This is a genomic window from Bradyrhizobium sp. Ses1 (genome assembly GCF_059512365.1).
Genome location: NZ_JCAMOQ010000007.1, coordinates 127,624 through 154,160, shown reverse-complemented (window position 1 = coordinate 154,160; position 26,537 = coordinate 127,624). Strand labels below are relative to the sequence as shown.

The window sequence follows — 26,537 nt, the reverse complement described above, 5'->3', positions numbered from 1 at the left end:
GATGGAGCTGATCTGTCCCGCGGGCACACCAGCCGCATTGAAGACCGCGGTCGATGCCGGAGCCGATGCGATCTATTGCGGCTTCAACGACGAGACCAATGCACGAAACTTTCCAGGTCTGAATTTCAGCCGCGACGAGCTCCGCGATGCGATCGCCCTTGCACATCGCCGCGGCGTGAAAATTCTGGTCGCCATCAACACGTTTCCGCGCGCGGGCGCCGTCAGCCTCTGGCATCGGGCGATAGACGACGCCGTCGCGGCCAAGGCCGACGCGCTGATCCTGGCCGATGTCGGCCTGCTGGAATATGCAGCGCGCCGCCATCCTGGCCAACGCCTGCACGTCTCGGTGCAGGCAGCCGCCGCCAACGCGGATGCCATCGGCTTTTACACCGAGACATTCGGCGCCCGCCGCGTCGTCTTGCCCCGCGTTCTGAGCGTTGCGGAAATCGCCGGCATCGTCCGCGAGACGACCTGTGAGACGGAAGTGTTCGTCTTCGGCGGCCTTTGCGTGATGGCCGAAGGCCGTTGCTCGCTGTCATCCTATGCCACCGGCCAGTCGCCGAACATGCAGGGCGTATGCTCCCCCGCGAGCCATGTCGCTTATGAACAGGTGGACGGCAGGACGAAGTCGAGCCTCGGCGGATTCACAATCAACAGCTTCGAGATCGGTGAAGCTGCCGGCTATCCGACGCTTTGCAAGGGCCGCTTCACGACCAAACACGGCACCGGTTATATTTTCGAGGATCCCGTGAGCCTTGACGCGGCAACATTGCTTGCCGGTCTGCGCGACGCCGGCGTTACGGCGCTCAAGATCGAAGGGCGCCAGCGCGGCCGGGCTTATGTCGAGGGTGTCGTGCGGCATTTTCGTCAAGCTCTTGACGCGCTGGACTCCGGCCTGCCGATCGATGCCGGGCAACTTGTACCATTCACCGAGGGTCAGGCCACAACTGTGGGTGCCTATCGCAAGACCTGGAGGTAAGTGCCTAGGGCCTCTCTCGTTGAACGACTAAAGAAAACCGATCGGAGGAATGGTTTCATGCAGCTCAGCCTCGGCCCAGTTCTTTACAATTGGGCGCCCGAACGCTGGCGCGACTTCTACTTTCGCATTGCGGACGAAGCGCCGGTCAACACCGTCGTGATCGGAGAGATCATCTGCTCGAAGCGATCGCCCTTCATCGCTCCACATCTGCCTGCGGTCATTGAGCGGCTCCGTGCCGCCGGAAAACAGGTCCTGCTCGGCTCCCTGATCCTGACCTCGCTGCCGCGCGAGCGTCGCCAGATGGCCGAACTCGTCAACACGGCAGAGCTCCTGGTCGAGGTGAACGATCTGACCTGTCTCAAGCCACTTGTCGGTCGCCCTCATGCGATCGGTCCGTTCATCAACATCTACAACGAAGCCAGCGCCGCGTTCCACGCCCAACACGGAGCGACACGAATCTGCCTGCCCCCGGAGCTGCCGCTGTCGTCGATCGCGGCGATTGCGGCCGCACTTCCCAACGTCCTGATCGACATCTTCGCTTTCGGCCGGGTGCCTCTGGCCATCTCTGCCCGCTGCTATCACGCACGCCTTCACAAGCTGACAAAAGACAATTGCCAGTTCGTCTGCGAGCAGGACCCGGATGGACTGATGCTGAAGACGCTCGATGGCGCCGAGTTCCTGACGGTCAACGGCGTTCAGACCCTGTCGTCCACCTGCGCCAACCTACTGGGCGACGCCGAAGCCTTGCGTGAAGCCGGCGTCGGGTCATTCCGCCTCTCGCCACAGCATTGCGACATGGTCGCGGTCATCAGCATCTTCCGCGCAGTCCTTGATGGCCGCGAGGATGTGGAGAGCGGAACGCGACATCTCGCGCAGCTTTATCCGGACGTGCCATTTTCCAACGGGTTTCTCCACGGAAGAGCCGGCTTTCTCTCCGTTGCACCCGATGCCCGGTCCGGCCAGCCACACCAATTCCGCGAACCGATTAAACCGCACATGCTCTAGCAACCTTTGGGGCCTCATATGGCGATTGCAGCACGGCGCCTACCGCAGGACGGAACCATCGATGTCGTCAACCGGCTGCGGCATGTTCTCACGCAGGTCAACCTGGACTGTACGTGTCAGGATTCTCTGGCTGGGGCCCTCGATCGATTTGCGACGCTTGAAAAGCGCCGCTTGTCCCGGCGGCAGCTTGTCCAGGCACGCGACTGCAGAAATCAAATCGCTGCCTTTCTATCGCTTCTATCCGAGCTTGACGCGCTTACCGAGAGCGAACCCGACCGAACCGTGTTCAGAGAGATGGAGCTTGTATTTTCCGAAATCGTCGATTGCGCCTTCGCCGGGGTCTTGGCATTGCGGCAAATCGCGACGGAGTAGGTAGTCACGCGCCGCAGTGGGACACGCTGGTTTCGGACTCGGAGCCCGAACTATTCTTCCTCCTCGTCTGCGATGGCCACGAGAGCATGCGGCCTGCACAGGACCACGCGGCACCGCCCGCAACTGACGATGCCCCGCTCCTCCCAGGCGCTGAGCGTCCTGCTGACGGTATGCAGGGTGGTTCCGACCATTTCGGCGAGGTCACGACGGGATAGCGGAAAGGCGATCTCGATGCCGCGCGCAGTTCGGCGACCCGACTGATGCGCCAGGCGAAGAAGGGTATGACCAATCCGACGCTCGACCCGTTCGGTCGACAATTCACGCAGACGGATCTGCATCTCGTGATACCGGCGCCCCAACAACGTGAGGGCGTTGATGGCAACAACGGGATAACGCTCCATGATCTGTCTGACGATGGCACTCGTCCAGCCGATCAGATGGCTATCGTCCACCGCGGTCACCGTGCCGGGATGGGTATCACTGCCCACAAGTGCCGCATAGCCTGCGACCTCTCCCGGACCGATATAGCGGATGATAATCTGCTGACCGTCCTGGGCCATCTGCGACGCCCGCAACCGGCCCGCGATCACGACACAAAGGGACGTCGTGCGGTCGCCCTGTTGAAACAGGATGTCGCCGGCGGCGAGCCGCCTTCGTCCCGCTGACGCCTGAAGGAATCGGAGCGCTTCCGGAGGAGTCCCCTGAAACAGTTCGGTCCGGGCGAAAAGATCGAGGTCCGGAGAGTAATCCATGCCGCCGACTTCATGCTACACATCTGGCGGTGTACCTCCGCTGTCACATAGTAGTGTGGGGCAATGCCCTCCAATTTGAGCCAGCGCAAATAGTTGGATCGATTATTCCCGATAATGCCAAGGCTTGTCCTACAAGAGGAAAGCCCCTGCCCGCCGACCCAGAGACGGGGCGACTGATGCCGAGGCGTGCCCCAACACGGGATCGAAAATGCTGCTCGTCAACAAGACGGATCTGTTTCGACATCACATGCCAGACACTCTGGCTGACCGGATTGCGCTGGGCATCGCGCGCGCGGGCGCATCGATGGCCGGCACCCTCTTTGGCGGTCGATACGGCCATCGTGTCGTTGTGCTCGAGACCGTGGCCGCGGTCCCGCCGATGGTCGCCGCAACGTTGCTGCATCTCAAATGCCTGCGCCTAATGCTCGACGATCGCGGCTGGATCCGGACCTTCATGGACGAGGCGGAGAACCAGCGCGTTCATCTGATGTCGTTTATTGCGCTGGCTCAGCCTCGCGCCTGGGAACGTATCCTGATCGCCATCGCGCAAGCGGCATTCTACAATGCTTTTTTCATTCTCTACTTGATATCCGCCCGGACAGCCCATCGCCTGGCCGGATATTTCGCCGAGCAAGCGGTCCGGGGTTACTCGGAATACCTCATTCGGCTCGGATCTGATGATCGCAGCAGCGACGCGGCACCCGCATCGGCCATCGCGTATTGGAATCTACCGCCGGATTCGGATGTCACTGACATGATCCTCGCCATGCGCGAGGATGAGGCCATCCACCGCGACCTGCACCATGCCTTCGCCGACGCGCTGGCGGCAGGTCAGGCATTTCCACGCGGCAACGCCTGAGGCGATTTTTCTGGCTCAATTGGTGACCTGCGACAAGGAACGGAAAATGGCGCGACGAACCGATCTGCCCCTGGTCTATTCCTGCTCTGGCTGTTCAAGCGCCGCTCAGCTGGCGAACCATCTCGCGATCCGACTGGATCGAACCGGGAAAGCGGAAATGTCCTGCATCGCGGGGGTCGGAGGCGACGTTCCTTCGCTTGTACGAGTTGCGACCTCGGGGCGGCCAATCGTCGCGATCGATGGCTGCGCGCTCAAAAGTGTTCAGAGTTGCCCGGCGCGACACGGTGTCCAAGCAGCAAGTCACTACGATCTCACGCAGTTCGGCGTAAAGAAACGATTCAGGATGGACTTTGATCCTGCTCAAGCTGACGAGCTATTCGAACGCATCGCCGACGCTCTGTCAGAGAGATTCACCGAAATGGTCGTCGAGAATCGTACATAGTTCCAGGCCATGCACGATCCGTCATCGACGGCATCCGGCCGTATACCCAGCGGCTCTGGCGCGAGCTTCCACCTGCTTCCAAGTGGCGCTTCCCGCGTCGATCCGCTTTGCATCGGCATCGAGACCGGCGCCGATTGTGCGATCGTCAATCGCGACGGCGCTCCGTCCCGGCGGCTATTCGCCCGTGGGTCCACTCGCCCGCGCCGCCTTCCAGGAGATCATTGCGATTCCCGATATCCGCACTCAATGCTCCACGCTGGCCGCCCTGCTTGCCGCCCAAGACGAGGAACGGCAGTTCGAGCGTATCGGCGCGCAATCGCCTTAGCTGGTGAATTCATCCGCACGACGGACTGTCGTCTGCCACACGCGTCAGCACTTTCGAATAAGCACGACGCTTGCGCTGAAGCGCCGGTGCATTCGCTTTATCGCTCAGCACGCTGCTACTATACTGACGTGGCGGAAGGGCGTGTGTCCGATACCTGCGCTGGAGCAATAGAGCATGCGAAAAGTCGGAATTGTCGGGGCTGGCGCGGTCGGCGCCGCCTGCGCAATGGCGCTGGGTCTTCGGCGCAGTGCGGACGAAGTCGTCCTCGTGAACAGGACACAGGCGAGGAGCGTCGGGATCGCCACGGATATTACGTATGGAGCGGCGATGGGGGACGTGACCGCCGTTCGAAGCGGCGACATCGCGGATCTGACCGGTTGCTCGGTCGTTCTCCTCACTGCCGGCGTCAACGAAAAGGCCGGAGGCGCAACCGATCGGAGCGACAAGGAAGGCCGGCTGAAGCTCCTCACCGCCAATGCCAAGATTTACCGGGAACTCGTTCCCGCCATCGTCGCTGCTGCGCAGGACGCGGTGATCATCGTCGTGACCGATCCACCTGACCCGCTCACCGATATCGCCCGCACTGCTGCCGGGCATGAGCGCGTGTTTGGCACCGGGACGTTCCTTGACAGCCTGCGCTTCCGGACGCATCTCGCCCGTCACTTCGGCGTTGCTCCGACCGCCGTAGATGCCTTGGTGCTTGGCGAACATGGCACTTCAAGCGCCTTTCTCTGGTCCTCCGCGCGAATTGGCGGCAGTCCGGTCGAAGCACTTCTCGATCGGCCGGCGGAGACGAAAGAGCAGATTGAACGGGATGTCCGGCAGGCCAACATCACGATCATCGAGGGCATCGGTGCCAGCCAGTACGGGATCGGAATCGTATCCGCGCGGATCGCCGAGGCGGTTCTGCGGGATGAGAAGGTTATGCTTCCGGTATCGAGTCCCCAAAAAGCATTTGGGGTCAGCCTCTCCCTGCCCTCGGTGATCGGAGCAGCCGGCGTCGAGCGCGTTCTCACGCCGCAGATGAGCCAGCAGGAAGAGGCAGCGCTGCGCGCAAGCGCCCGGCGCATCGCGGACGCGTCCACTCGTTTGAAGCAGTAGGACGATCGCTTCCGGCCGCGCGTTCGTTCGGACAAACCTGCGTGCGGATCGGAAATACAGGCGACGGCCACACGTTTACCGCAATAGCGGTGCCTTGCGAATGCCGAAGGGACGGCCGACCGCCCGCAAGGTCGGGCCTCGCCTCTTCGCGAGGACGAAGTTGCCCTGAATCCACCTTCTTTGGAACATCTGCTCAGCGCAACAGCAAAGGCATATCGGATGCGCGCCACGTCATTCGCGGCCTTGTTACTCCTGTTGCCTACTCTGTCGGCGACTGCGGCTTCGACCGTCAGCGAAGATACCAGCTTCGGACCACCGCCGGCGCTGGAGCCAGGCAAGGCGCCCCCACTGCCCCAACCGGGGCCGCTCGCTGAGGCCCGCTCGTCAAATCAGGTCGGCTTTCCCGCGGCGCTGACGGCATCGGCAATCCCACCAGCCAGCCCGCTTACGCCTGCCGCGGTTGCGTTGGGCGAGAAACTGTTCTTCGACGGGCGGCTGTCGGATGACGGCACCGTCGCCTGCGCCACATGTCATGATCCGGCACGCGCCTTCACAGATGGGCGGCCTGTATCGATCGGGATCCATGGCCGCGCCGGTCAACGCAATGCGCCAACGATTCTGAATGCGCTCTATAACAAGACGCAGTTTTGGGATGGCCGGGTTGATACGCTGGAGCAGCAGGCGGCCCTGCCGGTCACCAACCCGTTCGAGATGGGTTCGTCCAGTATCTCCGCTGCCGTATCCCGGATCGCCGGCGATAAGGACTATCAGGTGCAGTTCATGCGGGCCTTCGGCCGGGACGTGAACGAACAGGATATGCTGCGCGCAATCGCGACCTATGAACGGACATTGGCGTCTTTCGATTCTCCCTTCGACCACTTCATCACCGGAGACGCCGGCGCGATCAGTGACTCTGCCAAACGCGGCTGGGAATTGTTCAATACCAAAGCCCGCTGTAACCTCTGCCACGCCTTGGCGGACGATAAACGCGATGTGACTGTTTTCACCGATAACGATTTTCATAACATCGGCATCGGAATCCTCCGGCACCGCGTTGGCCCCCTGGCGCAGCAGGCGGAACGCGAGCTTGCACAAGGACGCCTGCCGGATGTCGACACCGCCGCGATCGCGAGCGATATGTCTGTCCTTGGGCGTTTTCTGATCACGAAACGGCAGAACGACATCGCCGCATTCAAGACACCTGACTTGCGCAATATCCTGGTGACGGGACCTTACTTCCACGACGGATCGATGCAAACGTTGTGGGACGTCGTCGATCACTACAACAAGGGTGACGGCCTCACCGATCCCTGGCTCGACGAAGACATCCAGCCGTTGGCCATGACGGAGGCAGAGATTGATGATCTGGTCGCATTTCTTGCTTCACTGACAAGTTCTCCCTACAAGGAGGCCGGCGACCACGAGTACGCGCGGCAACTCGCGTTATCCAGGGTTGATCGCCCACAGCGGGACACTGCGCGGGCTTTCGGCCCGAAGCCGTCGCAGCCGAAGCCGCCACCATTCTGATGGGATCGCAAGTTTAGCGTACCAGGATTGATCAGCGCATTGTATCGAAAGAGGCCCTGTGACAAACCCTGCCCTATCGAACGATCCCGGCCAGGTGGCAGCGTTCGCGCACGCGCCCGGCCAAGGCGAGAACCGTCCCAAGCCAGGGATCGCGATGCTCGAGACCAGGCATTTGTCGCGGAGCGTCGGACAGCGGCTGCTCGTCAATGATGTCAGTGTGCAGGTCTCGGCTGGTGAGATTCTCGCCGTCGTCGGCGCGAGCGGGGCCGGGAAGTCTTCCTTCCTGCGGCTCCTCAACAGGCTGGACGAGCCCACGGCCGGCACGGTTCTGCTGGCGTCCACGGACTACCGGTCAATTGCGCCGCAAGAGTTGCGGCGGCGGGTCGGCATGGTCATGCAGACGGCCTTTCTATTTCCCGGCACAATCGCTGCGAACATCGCTTTCGGACCGCGCCAGCGCGGGGAAGTCATGGCCCCGACGCAGATCGCAACGCTGCTCGAGCGGGTCGGCTTATCCGGATTCGCTAACCGTGACGTCGGCAACCTTTCCGGCGGCGAGGCCCAGCGCATGGCACTGGCTCGAACGCTGGCAAATGCTCCTGAGGTTCTGCTGCTCGACGAGCCGACCTCCGCGCTCGATGAGACGTCCGTGCGCGGGGTCGAGGAACTCATTCTCGGTATCATCCGAGAACGGCGAATGGCCTGCGTGATCGTCACGCACAACCGTGAGCAGGCCATCCGTCTCGCAGACAGAACCACGATCATGGAAGCAGGCCGACTTGTCGCGATCGGCGCAACCAGGGAGGTGCTGCATGCTGACTGAGCTGGAGAGCAGCATAGGAAGCGACGTTCTGATGGGCCTTGCCCAAGCCGCCGGCGCCATCGCGCTATGCGCAGCCGTGGTGGCGCTTTGCCGGTGGCACGCCGTCCGCATCGAGCGCGAGGCTGCCGTGTCGATGGCGCGTGGCCTCGTGCAGATGGTTCTCGTTGGGATGGTGCTGGCGGTGTTGCTGCATGGCAACTTGCTGATCGGCACGCTGATCTTGTTGATGATGACGGTCGCCGCGGCATTCACGGCTGCTCGCCGCCTCCAGGGATTGGAAGGCGCGCTGCTGCTGTGCTTCTGGGCGATCACCGCCGGCGCCGGAACCGTGATCGCGGCGATGCTTGCGACCCGGAGCCTTCGGGCCGACATTGCGATCCTCGTCCCTGTCGGCAGCATGATCATCGCCAATGCGATGAATGCATGCGCGCAAGCCGCAGAGCGCTTCCGGGCCGAGATCGTCGCCCATGTCGGACAGATCGAGGCAGGCCTCTCGCTGGGCGCGGAGCCCACCGTTACGGTTACGCCTTATCTTCAGAGCGCCGTCTATGCGAGCCTTCTGCCTCGGCTCGATATGCTGAAGTCTCTCGGTTTGGTGTGGATCCCCGGAGTCATGGCCGGCATGATGGTCTCCGGCGCGAGTCCGGTCTATGCCGCCATCTACCAATTCGTGGTCGTAGCCATGATCCTGGCTGCGTCTGGGATTACCGGTCTCACGGCTACCCTCCTCATGCGGTCACGCGTGTTCACCTCGGCAGCGCAGTTGGCGCTTCGGCCTGCGGAAGCGTCAACGTCGGGCCCGGCGGCGACGCGGGCTCATCCATAAGTCGGACAGGCTCGGTCATCACACGCCCTGCGCAAACCCGTTCGGACTCGTCGGCGCGAGCTGGTCGAACTGCTCGACTGGATCAACTCATGCTGCCAGGCATGAAGCATCGCGGTTTCGGATGACCATCTTGATAATAGGGCCACACCATGGTCCGACCCGAGAGGTTCGGCCCATCTACGACAGCTTCCCTGGGAACGTCGACCCATTCGCCATCGATGCGCACCCGATAGTGACCATCCTTGCTTTCCCAATCAGCGTCATCGACGCGCTTGGCATCTGTGCCGTCACAGCATGGGCCCTTGCCGCTGTGCAGGCTCTCATACCAATGGTTCAACTCGGGGTGCCCAGAATCGTGAGCGCGGGCGGACCCGAATGTAAAAATTGACAGCACGACAGCAAGAATAAGAAGCGCTGGCCGCCTGCAATCCGTACTCATTCCAAGACTAATCCGTGCTGTGATCATATCCGATACCCAACTCCAGTATGCTGGTCGCGAGGCTCGCAAATCACGTGCCACCAGGTCACTGGTGCAGCACTAATTTTGATCTCCGCGATGATTATTTTGCGGGCAGGCTGATCGCATTCAGAGTCTCCTCGTTGCGATCGAAAACAATCGCTGCGCAACGATCGGTGATGAACGTTGCGAGCGCCTCCCCATGCCAGCCACATCATTGTTCTGCTCTTCGTGGAGATATGACCGACGTTGTCTACGTCAATTATATGATTTATCTCATACCATCACGTTGCCGAGAGAAGTCACACTCATCGCGCCTGACTTCGCTGGGTTGTCAGCGGATACGGCGATGTTCGTGGTCGCTCGCGATCGATTGATCGTTCGGGTCCGACATCATCACGCCTGTGTCACCGCGAGAACGAACTTCTCGAAATAAGTGTGCCGTCGACGAGCCAAACGTAGCAACATGCCTGCGACCGCGATCAACCGTTTCGGATGGCCAGCACACATAACGGTCGACGTCGCCATTTTTCGGTGCGTCGGAAAATAGATGTCCTGGATAAAGTCCCGCGTGCCGCGCGGCCTGCGAAGGGCCAGCGCCCTCTTCGCCTACATTCCCAATCCCGCCGCGGCGGACGATTTCCGGGAAGCACGCTTGGTGCCTTGCGGCAAGTCTGACAGCGAGCGTCCCGGCCAAAAGGTCCGTGGCGATGACATCGATGGCAACTTCAGATCGAGAAGGCGACGCATTCGTGGTATGCAGACCTGCTCTGCGTCATAGTGATCGATAACGAAGCGGCGGGCAGCCTGTCTCATTGACGAGAACTTGGCAGGTTCCTGCAACGCCTCAATCACGCGCTCGGAAAGTTCATCGACCGCAAAAAAAGGAACCAGCAGCCCGTTCTCGCTGGAACTGATGACCTCGCGCACTGGCGGCGTATCAGACCCGATCACCAGGCAACCGGCGCTCATCGCTTCCAGCGCCGACCAGGACAGCACGAAGGGATAAGTCAAATAGACATGTGCCGATGATACCTGGAGCGCGGAAATGAACGTCTGATATGGGACGCCCCCCATGAAATGAACACGTGACAGATCCAACTGATCGCGGACCTCATCGAGGAAGATCGACTTCCAGGTCTTGCCAGCCGGCGGAGGAAGTCCATACGACAATCCATCCCTGCCGATGACGACGATCTGCGCGTTGGGTCGCCGCCTGAGGATTTCGGGGAGAGCACGCATAAAGACGTGATAGCCTCTGAGCGGTTCGAGATTGCGTACGACAAACGTCACAATTTCGTCCGACGATCCCACTTCCCGGCCGTTCGGCAGCATGAGGCGCGTCTGCGGATTCGGTCGCACCCGCGATGTATCAATTCCTTCATGAATCACTTCGATCTTGCTTTGATAATGTGAGGGAAAGGTCGATTGCTGCCAATTGGTAGGCGAGATTCCAAGGTCGCAATCTGCCAGCGCTAGCAATGTCGTCGCATTCTTCAACTGCAGTCCGATATGGCCATCCAATCCGGACATCGGAAATTCCGGATCAAATCCGATGTCCCGCCCCTCGGCCCCGTAAAAGAACTCGCAATAGACCAACAATCTTGCCTTGGGGAACATCGTGCGCAGTGGCAGGGTCTCTCCCCATCCCGGATGGCCCAGAATCAAGTCGGGTGCGAAGCCCGACGCCGCCAAGGTCGAAAGACTGTAAAGCACTTGCTCAGCGCGGCGGCACTCAAGGTCGAATCGCCTTGCGAAAGGATGGGTTCCGGAAACATCTGCTTCGGGGAGCATATATTTAATCAACTTAACCGAAGGCATCGGCTGCGCGCTCGATGCACCGACAGCAACGAGCTCGAAGCCGGGTTCGTTAGCCAACGCCGCCGCCAGATTGCGGTACTGTGCCGGGAAGTTATTGTGAACGAATAAAATCTTCATCGACGATGCTGTGGCCTGTCTGCTTCAAGCGGTACGATCAATGCAGAACGAACTGAAGCTTGCGCGTCGTGGTTATAGCAAGAATTTTCTGTAGCGAAGGCATCAATCGCTAATCGCCGAACGATAGTTCGGCATTCGCACTATGTAATGACAAAGTTCCCTATGATTAGAATGCTGCAATTCTGCATCAGCAAGAAGCTTTCGTTCGATCTGACATCTTCCTGCCCCAAAATTCGTCGATTAGTCGCAACTCCATGCAACTTTTGGTTTTGCTTTGGGCATCCAAATGTTGAAACTCAGTGTAGTCTCAGGAATGCAAGGGCAAGCGTGTGGGCAACGCTATGAAATTCAAACGACCTCCTTCCGACTGCCAACCGCAAATCCAGCATCTCGATCTGAGCAGCGCTGAGAACATGGCCGACTCCATCGCACTGCTGAGAGATGAAAACGACAGGCTCCGGCGGATGGTGGCATTATTGAGTGCAGAGACTGAGTATATCCGTCGCTCTCTCTCGTCATCAGTATCCACTCATTGGCGCTCGTCCTCACGCTTGAGGGCACTTCCTTGACTTGCCGTTGCTGACGGAGCAGGTGTCTTGCTGTGGATAACCAGCTTCGCGCTTCGGCAAAGTCGAGTTGGCAGTCACATCATTCTCGCCTCAAGCGTGTTGGATGGCTCTCTCCGCTGCGTTTCGGCGCGCCGGAGCACGTTCGGCTGCAACACCCAAGATTGAAACGCGAAGAGACACGAATTGCGATCTGTGGTTGCATGGCCTGCTTAGCCATTTGCCCGAAGTTTGTTGAGCTCGCGATATCAAACATGTCTAACTTTTGGGCGACGACATATGATATGCTCGCTAACCGAAGTAGATTACAATTGTTACGATTTGTTCGGGGGTGTTGATGAGCGACGCTGAGCAGCAAAAAGTGGTGAACCTCGACCGCGGACTGTTCTTCGTGAATTACAGGAGTGCGGAAGACTCCCTCTCTCCACCTCATGTTACGGTCGCGCCGGCGCTAGGCCACGAAAGGCGGATGGAGATCATCCTGCATCCCGATGCGACCGAGCCAACCCTTTGGGAGCCGAATTCCGGCTTGGTTGTCCGAGTCAACACGCCCGGCACTTTGCAGGTCCAAGTCCAGCCCATGCGACTTGGAGGATCGCAAGCCGCCGTGGTTCGCATCGAACCGATCCAATCCGGCCGAGCCCGCGTCGTCACGGCGCAAAGCGAAAGCCTGGGCTTGCATGCCAATGCCACGACGGAAGGCCTGAAGGTGCTTGGCCATGTGGCGGGTCGCGGCGACGTCACTGTCGGACCCAACGCATGGATTGCAGGTCCAACGGCACCGTCCCGCGTGGAAGGGGTGGCCCTGGAATGGCCGGAGAAGCCGGTCGGTCTTGATATCCGCTATGCGGTTCAGTTCGCCAACGGTCAGGCCGGGAGCGGCAGAATGGTCCCGCTCGGCGCCTACGCCGGTACACGCGGGCGGGCCCTGCCTATTACGGGCGTGGTCCTGGAAATGAGCGGCACCGACGAATTGGAGTTCGTCGCGGAGGCAGGGTTCTTGAACGCACCGACCTTGCGCGCAGTCGGCAAACGCGTGGTGCTGTCAGGTCCGACCAATCGCGAACCTCTGGTTGGCATTCGCATTGGCATCGAACGGATTGCAGCCGCGGAACAGGTCGCGGCGCCTGTGAAGCCGCGAAAGCCTGCCGGTTCGGGGCGGGTCCGTGTGTTCCGCAGCCGGCCGCGCCAAGAGAGTCCGGTTACCTGAAGCGATCCGGACACTCAGACTTCGGAGCGCCGGCAAGCGACCGCAATCGGTCAGGGCACGGTTAAATGGTTCTCGGCACCATCATTGGCGCCCCAGCGCTCGTCGGACCTCGCTCACATATCGCGCTCGAGCGCCTGGCGGCGCAGGCGCTAACCGCTCAGGACTTTATCGCAGCATTCAAATATGCGGATCGACGCTGCCGTATTGAACCGCCGCCGGCCGCCCATTGCTTCATTCTCCGCGCGGAGGCGAACTGGAAGCTTGGACGCGGCGAAGCGGCGCTCGCCGACCTCACCGAAGCGCTTCTTGTCGATCCTTCCGACGTCGGCGCCAACCGTCGAATGCTTGCCTGGGCCACTGACGATCGGCGGCGGGTCGCGGCTGCCAGTCTGATAAGCCGTGACGGCAATCCGGCGATCCTGCGAGCTGCCATCGCTGAGCTTCGGCGTGCCGGGAATCGGCACTGGGCCGCCTGTTCGGTGTTTGACAATCATGTGACAGGTTGGATCGCCTGGACCAAGGCGGCCACGATCGAAGCGAGCCTTGCAACCGAAGACGGCACGTTAACGAGCCTTCTCGAGCCCAATTCATTTCATCCCTTGGCCAGCAGGGACGTTCAGGCGACCGCCTTTCTCGTTAGGCGGCCACCATCCAGGACCCCTCAGACGCTGACATTGAAATTCGACGGCGAGATCTTCCAGATCCGGCGGCTCGCCCCCAACCAGTCTCCGCAGGCGCGGGTCCGAGCACACGCGCGTCCCTCCGCTCCGCCAAGGCCTCGCACCTCCGCCCCCACCGTCATCGTTCCTGTCTATCGGGACGTCCAAGCAACGATCGACTGCTTTGAAAGCCTCGTTAAGGCAAGAGCTTCGCGCGCGTCAAGAAAAGAGCCGTTCCGCATTCTAGCCGTCGATGATGCCAGCCCCGAGGTGGAGTTGCGACGCTATCTCCAAGAGCTTGCTGCGGCCAACACGATCGACCTCGTTGTGAACGCGGTAAACCTTGGCTTCGTCGGAGCGATCAATCGTGCGCTGGAGGAGGCGCCGACGGGCGACGTCGTGTTGCTGAACTCCGATACCGTCGTAGCACCCGGCTTTGTTGATCGATTGGCGACGGTGGCGCGTTCGGCACCGAATATCGGGACGGTCACGCCGCTTTCCAATAACGGCGATATCTTTTCGTTCCCGATGCCGAATGACGTCAATCCGATGCCGAGCTATGAGCAAATACTCGAGATCGATCGTATCGCGGGCATTTTCGGCGCCGGCGATGCAATCGACGTCCCAAGCGGCATCGGGTTTTGTCTCTATATCACGCGCGCCTGTCTCGATGCCGTAGGCGGGCTGTCGGAAACGTTTGAGCGCGGCTATCTCGAAGATGTCGATCTCTGCCTTCGCGCGCGCGCCAAGGGCTTTCGCAATGTTTGCGCGCCGTCGGTCTATGTCGGGCATCACGGCTCTAAATCCTTCCAGCACGAGAAGCGAAGCCTGGTGCTTCGCAACCTGGGCGTTCTGGACCAGCGATTCCCAAACCATCGGAACGAATGCCGCGCGTTTGAGAGCGCCGATCCGCTGCGACCAGCGCGCGCTGCACTCGAGCGCGCACTGCCCTGGTCGTCAGAACCGTCCGTGCTGATCGTCGGCAATCAACGCTTCTGCGCAGCCATAGCCGAGGAGCGAGCGCGCCACCTCTGCCAGCATGGCGAGCGCGTGGTTCTGCTCTTGCGAGAGCGCGATGTCTTCCATCTCAAGGCCGCCGACGGCACGAGCCCGCAATCGATTCATTTGAGGCTCAGCACGAAAGCCGACATCGCCGATGCCGCCGAGCTCCTCACAAGGCTGCGCGCAAAACGCGTCGAGGTCGTCGAGCCGAGTCCGCTGCCGCAGTTGATCGATCTGGTCCGAACGCTCAACCTCCCGCTCAATTTCTGGCTGGTGAGAGGAAACCTTGGCGAAGCGGCTGCCTCGCTTCCCGACGAGACGCCTCTCCTCGTTCCCAGCAATCCGGCCGAGGCTTTTGCCAAGGCTCGTTGGCCCAAACGCAACATTGTCCTCCAGGATTGGCCATCCCCGTCGCTCAACCTGCCGCCGTTTTCCGGCTCGCGGAAATCGCTTGTCATCGTTCCATCTGCGCCCTCGCCCGCATCCTTGCGCGTGATGCGGAGCTTGGCGGATTGCCTGCAACGGCGGGAACCATCCCGATCGATCGTTATCGCGGGCACAACTTGTGACGACGATCGCCTGATGTCGTACCCAAATGTCTTCATAACCGGCGCGGTTGCAGCCGACGAGCTCGGCGATATTCTGGCACCGCACGATCCGGGCTGGCTGCTCACCGATTTCGAAGAACCAATATTCGGCCATCCTCTGATTGAGACTGCAAAGCAAGCTTTAAGACCTGTCGCATATCGCGACTGGTCGGGCGGATCACTCACCCCCCGCAAAGGCGACCTTGCCCTTCCTGCCAATGCAGACGAGGCAGGACTTGTCGATGCAGTGGTCGATTGGGTCGAAGGATCATGAGCATCGCGCGCGTCACCCGCACCGCACCGGCGGCCAAACCGAAACTGATCAGCCGGCTCGCGCTCGCTCACGACAGTACGGTATCGGGCTTCGTGTTCGATCCTGAGGCTCCGGAGCGCCGGTTCACCGTCGATATCCTGCTCGATGGTCTGGTCCTGAGAACGACCTACGCCGATTCCCTCGTCATGGAGCTCTTTGAGCAAGGACTAGACGGCGCTTACGGATTTGCGGTGACGCTCGAACCGAATCTGCTCCAAGCCGCGAGCGTCCTTGAGGCACGCCTCGCCAATCTCGGAACCCCCGTCGGCCATCCTATCGACCTGGAGAATGACAGCGCACTTGTCGATCTTCGACCGACCAGCGAATTGCGCTGGCTCGGTGGTTTGCATTTCGAAGGCTGGATCGACAGCGAAATCGCCGCCACGCTTGAAGCGATCGTCGATGGAGAAACTGTCGCACAGGTCCGCGCGACGGCCTGGACGCACATCGGCGACAATGCCAACGGGCAAGGATCCCGCAACGCCCGCGCTTTCGATTTCCATGTCCCGCAGCGATTCGCCGATGGACGTGTCCATAGGATTGGATTGCGCAAAGAGGACGGCGAGCAGGTTCGGGCAACGGCAGTCTTTGTCGCGTTTCCCGATGGCCTTGCCAGAATGATTGACGCGATCGGAGGGCACGGCGCCGAGCGCCTCCGCGGCAAATTATACGATCAGCTCATTCCGGCCTCGCTTCCCCTCGCCGACTATGCGAATTGGCGCGATCGCTTCCCGTTGCCAGAACCGCAGACGAGCCGGCTTCAACTGGCTGTCGTTATCGCCGGCACCGACGGAACTCAGCAAACGCTCTCCACCCTGGAAACGCAGAGCCACGAAAACTGGACCGCAGGCGTGATCGACGGTCAGCCGCTTTGCATCGACAGTGACGCCGTCCTGGAGTTTCTTGAAGACGCCGCATCCGATGCGCAACACGTCGTCGTCACCATGGCGGGCATGTCGCTTGAACCGAACGCGCTGGCTCGCATCGCAGCCGCATTCGACGCCTATCCGGATGCTACGGCCGTGTATGGCGATCTTGACTTCCTCGCCGGCGATGGCCGGCTGTGGCCGCTTGCCTTTCCGGCGTTCGACTACGAGAGGATGCTCGAGCAAGGGTATTGTGCGCACCTGTTCGCGGTCCGACGAGAAGCGCTGCTTGCCGGGCTTGAGGCTCGTCCCGACAATCTCTATCGGCTTTTCAACTGCCTGCTCGACCATACCGATCCACGACAAGCGAACATCCTGCACTTGCCGGGAGCCTTGGCGACGCTACCGAAATTCAATCGGGTGAATGCCGCCTCTCGGCTTTCCGCCGCGAGCCACATGCATCTGCGCGTGCGCGGCATCGGGGCGGAGGTGAGCCAGCAGCAAGGCAATCTCTTCCCCGCGGTCCGTATCAAGCGGCCGATCGCGCACGAGCGAGCTACCGTGATCATCCCGACCCGCGACCGCCTTTCGCTGCTGCGCACCTGCCTCGACAGCATTGCGCCGGCGGTCGAACGCTGCCGTGCCGATATCCTCGTCGTCGACAACGATAGTGCCGCCCCGGAGACGATTGACTATTTCGCAAATCTGCGCCGACGCGGCATCCGGACTTTACGGATCGAGGGACCGTTCAACTTCGCACGGCTCAACAATCAAGCCGCCACGATGCTCGACAGTGACGTCTTATGTCTGCTCAATAACGATATCGAGGCAAGCTCGGATGACTGGCTTGAAGAAATGCTGACCCGGCTGGCCGAGCCGGGCGTCGGTGCCGTCGGCGCGCTCTTAACCTGGCCCGGCGGCGTTGTGCAGCATGGCGGCGTCGTCTTGGGAATGAACTTCGCGGCGACCCACGCATACACCGATAGATTTGGCGATGATCCCGGTTTTGCTGATCAGCTACTCATCGCGCACGAATGCAGTGCGCTAACCGCGGCCTGCCTCGTGACCCGCCGAAACGACTATCTTGCCGTCGGCGGAATGGACGAAGCTCGCTTCGCGGTCGCATTTAACGATGTCGACTATTGTCTCCGCCTGCGCCAAACCGGCAAGCGCATTGTCTTCACGCCGCACGCGAAGCTGGTCCACGCCGAATCCGCCAGCCGAGGCAAGGACGATCGGGCGGACCGCCGAGACCGGTTCGAGCGTGAGCTCAATCTGCTTCGCGCGCGCTGGGGCGAGTTGCTCAATGACGACCCGACCTACAACCCGCAGCTCTCACGCGATGGAATCCCCTATAGCGGCCTGGCTTGGCCCCCGGGACCGCGCACCCCCAGGTTCAACAATCTTCCTCCTGCACGCGACATACCGCCAGGATTTTAGCGGCATCGCAGGCCACAGCATCAGGCTCGCCCGAGCCGCCGAGCCGACGACGTCCGGCGAAACGATATTGCTCTTTTGCACGGACGGGTCGGACGGCGGCCGGCTTGTCTCGATCAACCTTGAGGCTTCAACAAATCTTACGCCACCTCGGCGGCAGTTTGGCCGGCACCGATCGCTTGCGCCCGGGCGGCAAGCATAATGCGCGTTCGAACAGGCACCTGACGCTGCGACTTCGCGCGCGGGTACGGCAACTCCCTGATCGATTTACCGTTTGGATAAAGGGCTTCGTGCTCGGCCCAATTGTCGAAATGCAACCGCTCGACGTTGTCGACGAACGTCTCGGCCGGCGTGCTCTCGGCGAGAATCAACGAGTGATCCTCGACCTCCACATGATAATAGGTGAAGGTCGTCGGCACATTGTGCTCACGGACGATGGACGTGCCGTTGACTAGCGCGCCCGCCTGAATCAGAGCACCATCGACGAGGACCGCATGGTCCGGCGAAATCCGGAGATCCCGGGAGGGCACGCCCTCAGCCAGTGCTCCGGCCTTGATGCGGATCGGCAGGACGCGCATCCTGTCGGCGAACCTCGTCGAAACCGTCTGAATACCGAGCCAGTCGACTGTCGCGACTCCACCATTCTGAGTTAAGACCTGGTCACCGCGCGTCAAAGTCTCGACAGGTACTTCGCCAGCCGGCGTGCTAATCAGAGTACCGGCCATGAAGCAGATGGTCGTACTGCCGCTGGTAATGGTCACATCACCGTTATGCCCGTTCAGCTTGCCCGAATACTGGGTGTCGGTCAAAAAAAACGAACGTCCATCGCCGTCCAGGATGATAATCCCGCTGATCGTGTTGCCGTGATCCTGAACGGTCGCAGCGCCAACGAAGGTGTATTTTCCCGTCTCAAGCTCACCCAAATCAGCGCCAATCTTCGCGACCTTGATCTTGTCGCCGGCAAAGATCTCACCGCCGTTCGGATCTTTGACCTTCACGCCGCCTGCCACGTAATCCACAAAATCGGTCTTCGGATTGGCATCGTCAATTCGGTAGCTCGCCTTACCGCCGTAGGCCAATGCATAGGCGTACTGAAACGTCTCGCTAGTCGCCATCGAACCCCTCACTCTGAATGTTATAGATAAGTTAACATTATAAAAGCACGTTAGCGTTCCGATAACCTTTGCGCAATCCGGAATGGGGCCACTGAGACAGTTCAGCAAATTATTGCGATAATCTGCAAATTCGCTTATCGATCACCACTGATAATATTAGCTTTGAAAGATTATTGGGGATGATGATTAGATCGTACCGGTGGAAGCCAGCCGGTGATCAGGAAGAAGCGCAGACATGGCTCGCCACCTACCATCCCATTTATGTAAGTAATAAAGTCCCCCTCCTCGGCCCCGGAGGATCGCAAGAGATTTGGGCCGGTCGAATCTTTGTGCTCAGCCAGACTAGCTGCGCGCATGCCGAGCTGGTCCGGGGGGCAACGGCGGTCTCAGGCCGCGCAGTCGATCACTTCGCCCTCCAAGTCGTGATGGGCGGCTTTGTCGAAATGCATCATCATGGAGGCACAGTAACTGCCCGCGCCGGGGATTTGCTTTTGTTGGACCTTCAGGCGCCGGTTCGGTTGATCCGCGGCACCGATAATGGTCCCAGTGCTGACCTGACGCTCTGGATACCGCGAGCGAGCCTTCCAGCGAAGGTCGCCGATCTGACCGCCAGACATGGCGCGCTGGCCAAGGCAGCCGCCCCGGGCGCTTCCGTGGTCTCCGCAGCCTTGCAGGCCATGCTTGCACAGGTCCACCTTGTCACTGCCGCGGAGATGGATGAAATCGCATCGGGCATTGCGCTGCTGGCGGTGCAGGTATTGACCTTGGCGACGGGACGCAATTCAGCTATTGAGCCTTCGGATTCGCTGCCTCTCGACAGCTTTGTCATCATCAGCCGCTACATTGAGAATCATCTTGCGGCGAAGGACCTGAGCGCCGACAGTCTGGTCAAGACGTTCGGCCTATCCCGCGCCTCTTTATATCGTCTGTTTGAACCAACTGGCGGTGTTGCGTCCTACATTCGCGCACGCCGTCTCGCCCGCGTTCAACAGGAGATCACGGCTGCGGGACTCGGCAACAGACGAATAGCCCCGATCGCCTACCGCTACGGATTTCGCAGCATTCCCGCATTCAATCGAGCCTTTAAGAGCACGTACGGCCAAACGCCCCGCGAGGCGCTCACGGCGAAACGATCAAGCTTACCCTCCCCCGCCGGCTCGGCTCACGCGTTGGGACAACTTGCGCAATGGCTCTTGGACATTTCGTGAAAACTTGTCGCGATAAATCCGGCCGTTGACAATTGGACGACGACTGCAGCAATAGCCCGCGCAACCGATGTCGGTTCATCTACGCCAGCGGATAATGAATTGCATCGCCCTCCACGATTAAGCCGTCTTTTTGATCTGCTTTTAACACACGGTCGTTGTTGTTTTAGCCGCCTGATCGCAGGCATGCACCCGTCGTTTAGCTGATTATCTCTTGCTTTTCTGTCATGTTCGATCTTGAAGACCGTTTCGCTTGGCTGATGCGCTCGATCTGTCCATTCAAATGCCGGAGTCACACCCAGCATGAATGACGGACAGCCGGCAAAAATGCTAATCGAGCAAGGCCGGCGAATTCGAGCGACGGGCGATCGCACAGCTTCACTCGCCGCATTCCTCAAAGCGACGGAGAGCGACCCTTCCAACGTCATTGCAACCGTTGAAAGCGGCTATGATCACCTGCACCTGGCACAGATCCCTCAGGCACGCTCCATGTTCGAGCGCTCGCTCGCGCTGGATCCAGACAACAAGCCGGCCTTGATCGGCCTCGGTCATACCCTGCGACATCTGCGGGAGTTCGAAGGTGCCGCACAATCGTTCCAGCGAGTCCTGCAACTTGAGCCCGGTCATGCCGGTGCCAACGAAGGACTAGGCTATGCACTGAAATCCCTAAGCAGGAACGAGGATGCGCTCGCAGCATTCCAGGCTGCAGTCCGCGCCAATCCGAGAGACATCAGACCACATATTGAAGTTGCGCACATGCTGCGCGATCTCGGCCGGAACGAGGAAGCCGTCACCGCGCTGCGTGACATAGTCGCGCAAGACCCCAATAACACTGCCCGTCTGTTGACGCTTGCGCGTTTGTTGCGGCAAACTGGCGCGACAGTCGAAGCACTCGACATTTTCCGAAAACTTGCGGAACTCGATTCCGCCAATCTCGGCTTCAGAATCGAGCTTGGGCATCTTCTTCGTGAAACCGACCTCATCGACGAGGCGCGGGACGTCCTTGAAAAGGTTCTGCAGCAGGCGCCTCTCGATGTCAGCGCGCTGAATGCTCTCGGGTGGACTCATCGCAAGGCAAGTTCTCTTGAAGCTGCCCAGGTCTGCTTCGAGAAAATTCTTGAGATCGAGCCAACCAATATCGGAGCTTTGCACGCGCTCGGGCTCGTCGAACGGCAGCGCGGCAGCCATGAAAATGCGCTCGTGCTGTTTACCCGCGCGAAGGAAGTCAGCCCAAAGGCCCTCCATATTCGCCTCGAGCTTTGTCACTGCCTTCAGAACTTGAAACGCTTCGGCGATGCCATCGACGAATTCAGGCAGGTTCTGCGCGAGTGGCCCCGAAGCCGCGAAGCTCATCTTGGCCTCGGTTATGTCATGCGCGCTTCCGGCAAGGTCGAGCAGGCACTGGACGCGTTCGATCAAGCCGCCTGCGATGATCCCTCCCACCCAAACGGCTTGATCGAAGCGGGACATACTCTGCTCCGTCTTGGTCGGCCAGCCGAGGCCGAGCAGCGGTTTCGCGCCGCGCTCGATCGATCACCAGGCAACGCCGCCGCGTTGATCGGTCTGAGCTATGCCCTCCGCCGCCTTGGGCGCGCCGACGAGGCGGAAGAAGCTTTACGTCAAGCTCTTCGCCGGGAGCCTGGCAATCACGGTGCGCGTATCGCGCTGGCGCACCTTTTGGAGGCTGGATACCGCCTCGAAGAAGCCGCCGAACTTTTGCTAGAACTCATCTCCAGACAGCCGGAGCATGCCGACGGTCTCGCCGCGCTGGGCAATATCCGTCGGCGTCAGGGCGATCGCAAGCAGGCTTTGGCGTTTTTCCGCCGAGCTTCGAAGGCGGATCCGACGAATATATCTCGCTTGACCGACATCGCGATCGAGCTTCGCGACGTCGGGCGGTTTGAAGACGCCGAAATGCTGCTCGATAAAGTCCTCGCCGTCAGTCGGGCAGATGCGCGGGCGTTGCTGCAGCGCGGGCAACTGCTGCGTCGTCAGGAACGCCGATCTGAGGCTCTTGCCACCTTTTCGGAGTTGCTGAGGCTTGACCCAAACAGTGCGCAGGCCATGGTCGAAGCCGCCGCCGAAGAGCGTGCCCTTGGCCGTCCGAATGTGGCCAGGCAATGGCTGGAAAAGGCATTGGATATCGAAGTCGATCACCTCGACGCGCTGCTTGCTCTGGCCGACATCGCCTTACAGAGTGACGATGCCGATTCGGCGCTTGCGCTGTATCGGCGGGCTGGCAAGTCGCATCCGACAAGCGTCTGGGCTCGGCTGGGGGAAGCGCGCGTCTGCTTTGAGCTTGGCGAGCGCGATCGGGCGTTCCAAGTCGTGACGGAGGCGCGCGAATGCCTTGGTCCTCACCCTGAAATTGCGGGCGTCGAGGTTGAGCTTCTCAGGCATATGCGCGACTGGACGAGGGCCCAGGAAGTGCTCGATGACGCGCTCGCCGAAGCACCGCGGCCGAATTTCTGGTTATGGTCCCACAAAGTGCAGATTGCAACGATGACCGGCCAGTACGACGCTGCCGCGCGTCTCCTGCAACAGGCGCCGGCATCGGACACGGTCGCTGAGGCCCGCGTGGCCCTGCTCGGCGGACAGCTTGCCGAGGCGCAGTTCCGCTACGAAGAGGCGATTTCGCTTTACCAGCAGTCGATCCGCTTGAATTCCGGAGATGCCTGGTCGCACTTCGAGCTCGCCCGCGCCGCCCTCATGAATCTCGATGTCGATGCCGCCCGTGCCGCACTCGGCGCCTTCATCCAAGTCAGCCAATCGTCATTGTTGCTGCGCGGACAGTCGCTCAGCCCATCGCAGAACCATGTCGGCCAGCTGCTCGATGAATTTCTGCTCGATAGTGAGGCTCTGGCGACGCTGCGCCGCATCCGCCTTCGTCCGCCCGATTCACAATTCGAGCCGTTGAGGGAATTGATCAGGCAACACCCGGACTACACGCCCGCAGCGATCATCGCCGCGATCGCGCTGCGCCAGACCGGCCAGTTTCAGCAGGAAGCAAATGTCGAGAGCTCCCTGAAACGTGCCATTCCCTCTACGATCGCGCAGTTCTGGGATGTTACGCCCCCGGAGGACGTCCGCGACTTAATGAAGTCATGGCAAGAGCTTCATCCGACGTATCAGTGGACATGTTTTGACGATCAGAAGGCGGTCGCGTTCCTGAACGAACATTACGGACGCGAGATCGTGGACGCCTATTTCCGCGCGCCATTCCCTGCACAAAAGGCGGACATCTTCCGTCTGGCATTCCTGGTTGCTCGTGGCGGAATCTATGCCGACGCGGACGATCGTTGCCTGATGCCGGTCGACAGCTTCATTCGGCCCGATGCGACGCTGGTTGTTCATCAGGAAAATTACGGTTCCATCGGCAACAACTTCATCGCGGCAACGCCGGAGCATCCGGTGTTGGCTCGGGCGCTGGAGCTTGCTGCGGCGGCGATTCGCCGCGGTGATCGCGACCTCATCTGGCTATCGACCGGTCCCGGACTGTTGACTCGTGCGTTTGCTCAAGAGTGGGCGGCACAGCGACCGGTAGGCCTACTCCGAAGAACGCAGGTGATGAACCTCGGAGAGCTGCAGCGCTCGGTCGGAATCCACTGCCCGGTCCGCTACAAGTCGACCGAACTCCACTGGAGCCGATCGGCCTTCGCAAAGAAGGCCCTCCGCCGGCGAGGCTGAATCAGTCGTCAGCGGCTCGCCGGTGCTTGCAGCATGGCGGCGAACTCCTCCAGCTCCGCTGTCAGGGCATCCTGCCAGACCGGCGTGGTCACTCCGAACTGGTTTTTCAGCCGCGACAGATCGAGCCGAGAGTTACCGGGCCGCTTGGCCTTGGTCGGGAAATCGGCGGTCGCGATCGGAACGATGGACTCTACGGCAAGCTCCACACCGCGCGACTTCAGGCCGGCGACGATGGCGCTCGCCAAGCCGTGCCAGCTAGTCTCGCCGGCACAGACAAGGTTGACCACGCCGCTGTTGCGCACGAACAGTGCATTCAAGTCCGACAGGTTTGGCAGCACGATGCCGGCGATCGCGTCGGCAATCGCGCTCGCCGACGTCGGGGCGCCGATCTGGTCGGCGACGATGCGCAGCTCTTTGCGCTCGCCGGCCAGCCGCGCGATCGTACGCAGGAAGTTGGCTCCCTTGGCGGCATAGACCCAGGACGTGCGCGCGATCAGATGCGGCCCGCCGGCCGACTGGATCGCCGCGTCGCCGGCCAGCTTGCTGGCGCCATAGACTGAGAGCGGGTTCGTGGGACTGTCCTCGCGCCATGGCTTGTCGCCAGAGCCGTCGAAGACATAGTCGGTGGAGAAATGGACCAGCGGCACGCGATGCTGTGCTGCCCATTTCGCGATCCTCTCCGGCGCCTTGGCGTTGACGAGGAAGGCGAGTTCGCGTTCGTCTTCGGCGCGATCCACCGCGGTATAGGCGGCAGGGTTGATGATGAGATCTGGTCGGAAATTGTCGAGCTCTTCAGCGAGCGTCTCGGGCTTAGATAGGTCAAACTCCGCGCGGGGCGGCGCGATGATCGTGCCATGCTTTGCCAGCAACGGCTGCAATGCGCCGCCCACCTGGCCATTGGTACCCGTCAACAAGATCCGCATCAGATTTGCCCATAGACTGGAAGGTTCTTCACGTCGGCTAACAGCGGTGCCACGGCGTCCTTGGCCGACAAAGACGGCTTTTCGACGCCCCAGTTGATGCCGATCGCAGGATCGTCCCAGCGGATCGCGACCTCATCCTTGGGACTGTAAAGATCGTCGCATTTGTAGAAAAAGTCGGCGGTTTCGGAGAGAACGACAAAGCCGTGCGCGAAGCCACGGGGGACCCAGAGTTGTCGCCTGTTCTCTTCGCTCAATTCGACGGCAACATGGCGTCCAAAATTCGGGCTGCCGACCCGCACGTCGACGGCGACATCCAGCACCTTGCCGCGTAGCGCGGTGACCAGTTTGCCCTGCGTAACCGGATTCTGCAGATGCAGCCCGCGCAGCACGCCAAAGCTCGAGCGTGACATGTTGTCCTGCACGAAAGGCCGCGCGATCCCGTGCTCGGCGTAACGGAAGGACTGATAAGTTTCGACGAAAAAGCCGCGCTGATCGCCGAATAGCTTGGGTTCGATGATGAGGACTTCGGGAAGCTCGGTCTGGATGACATTCATTTTACAACACTTCGAAATTGCTGGCTCACGATGCTATCACTGCATTGATAACAACCTTGTGGACTTCACATTATATGTTATGTTTTGTGATAGCAAAACGTGAGGGGCTATGAAGGGCATTATCCTCGCCGGCGGGACGGGCTCGCGCCTTTACCCAGTGACGACGGTCGTATCAAAGCAGCTTCTGCCGGTCTTCGACAAGCCGATGATCTATTATCCGCTGTCGACGCTGATGTTAGGCGGAATTCGGGATATTTTGATCATTTCGACGCCGCAAGACAAGCCGCTGTTTCAACGGCTACTCGGCGACGGCGGCGAGATCGGTTTGCGCTTCGCCTATGCCACGCAGGAGACGCCCCGTGGGCTTGCGGACGCATTCATCGTAGGCCGCGACTTCATAGGCTCGGACTCGGTCGCGCTTGTGTTAGGCGATAACATTTTCTACGGGCACGGATTGCCGGAGATGCTGTCCGCCGCTTCCTCCCGCAATCAGGGCGCGACCGTGTTCGGCTATGTCGTCAATGCGCCGGAGCAATATGGGGTCGTCGAACTCGATCACACCGGCCGCGCGCTCTCGATCGAAGAGAAGCCGAAACAGCCAAAGTCGAACGTAGCCGTCACTGGGCTATACTTTTATGACAACGCCGTCGTCGAGATCGCGGCTCGGATCAAACCGTCGGCCCGCGGCGAGATCGAGATCACCGACGTCAACAACGCCTATCTCGAGCGCGGTGATCTCTATGTCGAGGTGCTCGGCCGCGGCTTTGCCTGGCTCGACACCGGCACGCATTCCTCGCTGGTCGAGGCCAGCCATTTTGTCCAGATCCTTGAGCAGCGCCAGGGCTTGCGCATCGCCTGCCCGGAGGAGATCGCGCTGCGCCAGGGCTACATCTCGCTTCAAGCGTTCGAGAAAGTCGCCGAGAAGACCGCGAAAAGCAGCTATGGCGAATATCTGAAGTCAGTTGCCCGCTCGTTCAAGGCTGATTCCACTCCATGGAGGCGATAGA

The 26,537-nt window shown here is 60.5% G+C and carries 22 protein-coding genes; 16 read left to right on the top strand and 6 right to left on the bottom strand.

Annotated elements, in window-relative coordinates; translation table 11 throughout:
• The first annotated feature begins 1 nt into the window (after window position 1).
• Genes ubiU through AC5ZG5_RS11620 form a run of 3 tightly spaced genes read left to right on the top strand, consistent with a single transcriptional unit; the run spans window position 2 to window position 2,356 of the window.
• Window positions 2-979 (top strand): ubiquinone anaerobic biosynthesis protein UbiU, encoded by a 978-nt coding sequence (ubiU, locus tag AC5ZG5_RS11630; RefSeq protein ID WP_456641944.1) that lies wholly within the window; start codon window positions 2-4, stop codon window positions 977-979.
• 57 nt (window positions 980-1,036) lie between these two features.
• Entirely contained in the window at window positions 1,037-1,984 is a 948-nt protein-coding gene (ubiV, locus tag AC5ZG5_RS11625) for a ubiquinone anaerobic biosynthesis protein UbiV (RefSeq protein WP_456641943.1), read from the top strand.
• An 18-nt stretch (window positions 1,985-2,002) separates the two neighbouring features.
• Complete coding sequence (locus AC5ZG5_RS11620) at window positions 2,003-2,356, top strand: hypothetical protein (RefSeq protein WP_456641942.1); 354 nt, start codon at window positions 2,003-2,005, stop codon at window positions 2,354-2,356.
• 50 nt (window positions 2,357-2,406) lie between these two features.
• Here AC5ZG5_RS11620 and AC5ZG5_RS11615 read toward each other — a convergent pair whose 3' ends face one another.
• Entirely contained in the window at window positions 2,407-3,108 is a 702-nt protein-coding gene (locus AC5ZG5_RS11615) for a Crp/Fnr family transcriptional regulator (RefSeq protein WP_456641941.1), read from the bottom strand.
• A 208-nt stretch (window positions 3,109-3,316) separates the two neighbouring features.
• On the opposite strand from AC5ZG5_RS11615, the gene AC5ZG5_RS11610 reads away from it, so the two are divergent.
• The 7 genes from AC5ZG5_RS11610 (at window position 3,317) to AC5ZG5_RS11580 (ending at window position 9,011) form a co-directional block, all read left to right on the top strand.
• Window positions 3,317-3,967 (top strand): alternative oxidase, encoded by a 651-nt coding sequence (locus AC5ZG5_RS11610; protein WP_456641940.1) that lies wholly within the window; start codon window positions 3,317-3,319, stop codon window positions 3,965-3,967.
• A complete protein-coding gene (locus tag AC5ZG5_RS11605) occupies window positions 3,912-4,409 on the top strand; it encodes a putative zinc-binding protein (protein WP_456641939.1) in 498 nt (165 codons plus the stop codon). The genes AC5ZG5_RS11610 and AC5ZG5_RS11605 overlap by 56 nt, the downstream gene beginning before the upstream one ends.
• 136 nt (window positions 4,410-4,545) lie before the next feature.
• Entirely contained in the window at window positions 4,546-4,734 is a 189-nt protein-coding gene (locus AC5ZG5_RS11600; RefSeq protein ID WP_456641938.1) for a hypothetical protein, read from the top strand.
• Window positions 4,735-4,908: 174 nt separating this feature from the next.
• Window positions 4,909-5,835, top strand: a complete 927-nt coding sequence (locus tag AC5ZG5_RS11595; protein WP_456641937.1) for a lactate/malate family dehydrogenase — start codon at window positions 4,909-4,911, stop codon at window positions 5,833-5,835.
• 219 nt (window positions 5,836-6,054) lie between these two features.
• A complete protein-coding gene (locus AC5ZG5_RS11590; RefSeq protein WP_456641936.1) occupies window positions 6,055-7,362 on the top strand; it encodes a cytochrome-c peroxidase in 1,308 nt (435 codons plus the stop codon).
• Between the two features lie 172 nt (window positions 7,363-7,534).
• Entirely contained in the window at window positions 7,535-8,185 is a 651-nt protein-coding gene (locus tag AC5ZG5_RS11585) for an ABC transporter ATP-binding protein (RefSeq protein ID WP_456641935.1), read from the top strand.
• Window positions 8,175-9,011 carry an ABC transporter permease gene (locus AC5ZG5_RS11580; protein ID WP_456641934.1) on the top strand — a complete coding sequence of 279 codons (837 nt, stop codon included), beginning with the start codon at window positions 8,175-8,177 and terminating at the stop codon, window positions 9,009-9,011. The genes AC5ZG5_RS11585 and AC5ZG5_RS11580 overlap by 11 nt, the downstream gene beginning before the upstream one ends.
• Before the next feature lie 82 nt (window positions 9,012-9,093).
• On the opposite strand, the gene AC5ZG5_RS11575 is transcribed toward AC5ZG5_RS11580, so the two are convergent.
• Window positions 9,094-9,450 (bottom strand): hypothetical protein, encoded by a 357-nt coding sequence (locus tag AC5ZG5_RS11575; RefSeq protein WP_080663782.1) that lies wholly within the window; start codon window positions 9,448-9,450, stop codon window positions 9,094-9,096.
• Between the two features lie 627 nt (window positions 9,451-10,077).
• Window positions 10,078-11,406: a glycosyltransferase family 4 protein gene (locus AC5ZG5_RS11570; protein WP_456641933.1), complete on the bottom strand. Its 1,329-nt coding sequence runs from the start codon at window positions 11,404-11,406 to the stop codon at window positions 10,078-10,080.
• Window positions 11,407-12,309: 903 nt separating this feature from the next.
• On the opposite strand from AC5ZG5_RS11570, the gene AC5ZG5_RS11565 reads away from it, so the two are divergent.
• The 3 genes from AC5ZG5_RS11565 to AC5ZG5_RS11555 all read left to right on the top strand — a co-directional run bounded on the left by AC5ZG5_RS11565 (window position 12,310) and on the right by AC5ZG5_RS11555 (window position 18,049).
• Entirely contained in the window at window positions 12,310-13,182 is an 873-nt protein-coding gene (locus tag AC5ZG5_RS11565) for a hypothetical protein (RefSeq protein ID WP_208820590.1), read from the top strand.
• A 65-nt stretch (window positions 13,183-13,247) separates the two neighbouring features.
• Entirely contained in the window at window positions 13,248-15,704 is a 2,457-nt protein-coding gene (locus tag AC5ZG5_RS11560) for a glycosyltransferase (protein ID WP_456641932.1), read from the top strand.
• A complete protein-coding gene (locus tag AC5ZG5_RS11555) occupies window positions 15,701-18,049 on the top strand; it encodes a glycosyltransferase family 2 protein (RefSeq protein ID WP_456641931.1) in 2,349 nt (782 codons plus the stop codon). Before AC5ZG5_RS11560 ends, AC5ZG5_RS11555 begins: the two co-directional genes overlap by 4 nt.
• A gap of 137 nt (window positions 18,050-18,186) precedes the next feature.
• Here AC5ZG5_RS11555 and AC5ZG5_RS11550 read toward each other — a convergent pair whose 3' ends face one another.
• Complete coding sequence (locus AC5ZG5_RS11550) at window positions 18,187-19,161, bottom strand: Hint domain-containing protein (RefSeq protein ID WP_456641930.1); 975 nt, start codon at window positions 19,159-19,161, stop codon at window positions 18,187-18,189.
• Window positions 19,162-19,340: 179 nt separating this feature from the next.
• Here AC5ZG5_RS11550 and AC5ZG5_RS11545 point away from each other — a divergent pair, with 179 nt between their 5' ends.
• Window positions 19,341-20,369, top strand: coding sequence for a helix-turn-helix domain-containing protein (locus AC5ZG5_RS11545; protein ID WP_456641929.1), 1,029 nt, complete (start codon window positions 19,341-19,343; stop codon window positions 20,367-20,369).
• 300 nt (window positions 20,370-20,669) lie between these two features.
• Window positions 20,670-24,053 (top strand): tetratricopeptide repeat protein, encoded by a 3,384-nt coding sequence (locus AC5ZG5_RS11540; RefSeq protein ID WP_456641928.1) that lies wholly within the window; start codon window positions 20,670-20,672, stop codon window positions 24,051-24,053.
• 8 nt (window positions 24,054-24,061) lie between these two features.
• Here the strand turns inward: AC5ZG5_RS11540 and rfbD are convergent, their stop codons facing one another.
• Complete coding sequence (gene rfbD / locus AC5ZG5_RS11535) at window positions 24,062-24,976, bottom strand: dTDP-4-dehydrorhamnose reductase (protein ID WP_456641927.1); 915 nt, start codon at window positions 24,974-24,976, stop codon at window positions 24,062-24,064.
• Window positions 24,976-25,530 (bottom strand): dTDP-4-dehydrorhamnose 3,5-epimerase, encoded by a 555-nt coding sequence (gene rfbC / locus AC5ZG5_RS11530; protein ID WP_456641926.1) that lies wholly within the window; start codon window positions 25,528-25,530, stop codon window positions 24,976-24,978. The genes rfbD and rfbC overlap by 1 nt, the downstream gene beginning before the upstream one ends.
• Before the next feature lie 109 nt (window positions 25,531-25,639).
• Here rfbC and rfbA point away from each other — a divergent pair, with 109 nt between their 5' ends.
• A complete protein-coding gene (rfbA, locus tag AC5ZG5_RS11525) occupies window positions 25,640-26,536 on the top strand; it encodes a glucose-1-phosphate thymidylyltransferase RfbA (protein WP_456641925.1) in 897 nt (298 codons plus the stop codon).
• Window position 26,537 lies beyond the last annotated feature (1 nt).